The organism is Hymenobacter glacialis (assembly GCF_001816165.1).
In the GTDB taxonomy this organism is placed as follows: Bacteria; Bacteroidota; Bacteroidia; order Cytophagales; family Hymenobacteraceae; genus Hymenobacter; species Hymenobacter glacialis.
This window is the reverse complement of the sequence record NZ_MDZC01000099.1, coordinates 1-3,293: the sequence shown is the minus strand read 5'-3', so window position 1 is coordinate 3,293 and position 3,293 is coordinate 1. Positions and strand designations below refer to the sequence as shown.

Here is a 3,293-nt window from a genome sequence, read left to right as displayed (position 1 = left end):
AATTCGGCCTGGGGCATTTTCGCTTAAAAGCTCAACTCTATTTGACTGGGCTCAAAGCCATGCACCAGCAACTAGCCCAATTCACCGCGTAACATCAGTAAGTAATAAGCCCATTTACAACCCGTTCGGCTAGACCTGAGCCCAGCAGGGCAGTAGTTGAAAAAGCCCCCTGAACCAGGGTTTTCCCCGGTGCTGGGTTTTCGCTGCCCGGTCTCGGCAACCGCTCAACGCCCCCACAGCCGTTTTATTACCCTTGCACCCGGCACGGCTGCGGGAGTCGTGCCCCGTCGGCATCGGTTTTCTCTCCCCAGGCAATGGCTCCGGACGAACAGCGCATCAATCAAAAACAGCTCTAGCCCGAATTAGCTAGCCAGGGCTCAGGGATAACAGGCAGGGCAGCGCGAGGAGGTTAGCAACTCGGTTTTACGCAATATCTCAGGCCAGATGATTAGCTGCACTACAGGAATTAATTTCAAGGTAAGCCCCTGTTATTGGCGCGCTTGAAGCGTAATTTTGCGCGTGCTATTGAGCTATTATAATGGGTGTATTCGCGTTGCCGAAGCTGTGTGGAAACGGCCTTTGTTGCTTACTATTGGCCCTGGCGGCACTTCCCGCTGCCGCTCAGGCAGACTCCGTGAGTACCGCGCGGCCCACTGCCCGTGGCCCTTTTATAGTGGGTGCCTACGCCCAGGGTAGCTTTGTGGTGGCCCATACCGACGCCATCCGTCATCTGGCCAACTCCCACCCTACGGGCGTGGAAGTGAACCTACAGCGCCAGACTACCGGCGCAGCCGACTGGCACGGCTGGTACCAGTTTCCGCGGCTGGGCCTGGCCCTCACGTACTACGATTTCCATAACCCCCAGCTGGGCCACGTGCTGGCGGCTAGTCCCTACATCAGCAAGTCGTTTTCGCGCGGGCCGCGGCACGATTTCAACTTCCGCCTGGGTGCCGGCCTGGCCTATCTCACCAACCCCTACAACCGCGACACCAATCACAAAAACAACATCGCGAGCTCGGCTTTCAACGCCACCCTGCAGATGCGGTTTGAGTACGACTATGCCCTCACGCCCCACCTTGGCCTGCTCATGGGCCTGGGCCTGAACCACTACTCCAACGGCGCCACCACCAAGCCCAACTTCGGCGCCAACCTGCCCGCGCTGGTGCTGGGCCTCAACTACCACGAGCAGCGCAACGCCCCCCTGGCCAATGCCAGCGCGCCTGCCCCCGCCGATGTGGGCCGCAATTTTCTCAATTTCAGCACCAGCATCGGCTACAAGCAGCGCTCCGAGAGCGACCTCAAAAAGTACGTTGTGAACTCGGCGACGGCCGCCGTGGGCCGCCGCATCAACCGTAAGTCCAACCTGCTGGCCGGCGTGGAAGGCTTCTACGACCGCAGTCTCAAAGCCACGCTGCAAGACACCACCCGCGCCGGTGTCCGGCAGCCCGATGTGAAGAAGCTAGGCGCTTTTGTGGGCCACGAGCTGCTGTTTGGGCGGCTGGCCTTCGTCTCGCACCTGGGATTTTACGTGTACGCGCCCTACAAATCGAGCACCTTCTACTACGAGCGCCTGGGCCTGAAGTACCACGTCACCGACTTGCTTTTCGGCGCTGTGGACCTGAAAATTCACCGCGGCGCGGCCGATGTTATCGAATTCAAGGTTGGCGTGAAGCTGTAACCAGCGCCTTGTTTATTTGGCTCACCAGCGCCGGTCCTTCATAAATGAAGCCGGTGTAGAGCTGCACCAGCGAAGCGCCTGCCGCCAGCTTTTCCAGCGCATCGGCCGCCGAATGGATGCCGCCTACGCCAATGATGGGCAGCGTGCCGTGGCTGCGCTGGTGCAGGTAGCGAATGACCTCCGTGGCCCGGGCCCGCAGCGGCCGGCCGCTCAGCCCGCCCGCGCCAAGGGCCGCAACCTGGCCGGCATCTGTCAGCAGATTATCGCGGCTGATGGTGGTATTGGTGGCCACCAGGCCGCTGAGCTGCGTTTCCTCGGCTATCTCGAGAATGTCGTCGAGCTGCGAGTCGGTCAGGTCGGGGGCTATCTTCAGTAGCAGCGGGCGCGGTTTGGGGCGGCGCTGGTTGCAGGCCTGCACCTGCTGAAGCAAGTCGATTAGTGGCTTTTTCTCCTGCAGCTGGCGCAGGTTGGGCGTGTTGGGCGATGATACATTGACCACGAAGTAGTCCACCACGTCGGCCAAGGCCTCGAAGCAGGCCACGTAGTCGGCGGCCGCGTGCTCATTGGGCGTGTCCTTGTTCTTGCCAATGTTACCGCCGATGAGGAGCTGCCGGTTCTGGCGCCGCGCCAGCCGCGCAGCCACCACTGCGGCCCCGTCGTTGTTGAAACCCATGCGGTTCACCAGGGCCTCGTCCTGCGGCAGCCGGAACAGGCGTGGCTGCGGGTTGCCGGGCTGCGGCCGGGGCGTCACCGTCCCAATTTCCACAAAGCCAAAGCCCAACGTAGCCAGTTCATCGGTGAGCACGGCGTTTTTGTCAAATCCCGCCGCCAGCCCCACCGGGTTTGGGAATTTCAGCCCAAAAACCTCCCGCGCCAAGCTGGGGTGCTGGTAGTCGTAGAGGCCGCGCAGCAGGGCCTTGGCGCCCGGCAGGCGCGCGGCACGGCGCAGGTTGTCGAAAACGAGGTGGTGGGCGCGCTCGGCGTCGAGATTGAAAAGAGTAGGTTTGACTAGAGATTTATACACTATTATTTCGAGCGATTTGTTCGGTGGTTATAATCTGCTCCAATACGCTTGGTAGTTCACTTACAAGGCCAGGCAACTCCTGTGTGACTGTGCTCCAAATCACCTCGAAATCAACTTTGGCGTATTCGTGAACAATAAAATTCCGCAGGCCCGCTGCACGTCGCCACTCAATTTGTGGATACCGCTGCTTGGTTGCTTCCGACACACGGGCTGCGGCCTCACCGATGATTACTAACTGGAGCAGCGCAATATCCTGCAAGTCCTCATTAGCTGGAAACTCCGGCAGGTTGGTATCCTGCAAACGAGTTAGTACGCGCGTAGCAGCGTAGTGAAGCTCTTGCAGGCGGGTGGAATCAAGCGGCTTGCTCATACATTGTAAGTAAGTCGGGCTCGACGTACAGGCGGGCGTATCGGGAAATAACAGTGCCAATGTCAACCACAATTCCCAACCGGTTTTCCAAATCTTCCTTGTAATCCACCAAATTAAACAGCGAAGCTGTTTAGGAAGTGGGAGGCGGGACAATTTTACGGAGCAGTAGCACCGTGAAGGCCACCCAGTGCAGGGCCATCCAGTTTTGCAGGCTGTTTCGT

Annotated in this window: 3 protein-coding genes; 1 reads left to right on the top strand and 2 read right to left on the bottom strand. The window is 59.4% G+C overall.

Translation table 11 applies throughout. The features are described from left to right. Window positions 1–592 precede the first annotated feature (592 nt). A complete protein-coding gene (locus tag BEN48_RS14800) occupies window positions 593–1,678 on the top strand; it encodes an acyloxyacyl hydrolase (protein ID WP_158010209.1) in 1,086 nt (361 codons plus the stop codon). Here BEN48_RS14800 and BEN48_RS14795 read toward each other — a convergent pair. Continuing rightward, window positions 1,656–2,702 carry a quinone-dependent dihydroorotate dehydrogenase gene (locus tag BEN48_RS14795; protein WP_070735675.1) on the bottom strand — a complete coding sequence of 349 codons (1,047 nt, stop codon included), beginning with the start codon at window positions 2,700–2,702 and terminating at the stop codon, window positions 1,656–1,658. The two genes, BEN48_RS14800 and BEN48_RS14795, sit on opposite strands and share 23 nt — an antisense overlap. After that, complete coding sequence (locus BEN48_RS14790) at window positions 2,695–3,072, bottom strand: HepT-like ribonuclease domain-containing protein (protein ID WP_070735674.1); 378 nt, start codon at window positions 3,070–3,072, stop codon at window positions 2,695–2,697. The genes BEN48_RS14795 and BEN48_RS14790 overlap by 8 nt, the downstream gene beginning before the upstream one ends. Window positions 3,073–3,293: the final 221 nt, after the last annotated feature.

What these genes read in the sequence shown, in the direction of transcription:
- BEN48_RS14790 (WP_070735674.1), bottom strand. Translation starts at nt 3,072, where the DNA reads ATGAGCAAGCCGCTTGATTCCACCCGCCTGCAAGAGCTTCACTACGCT.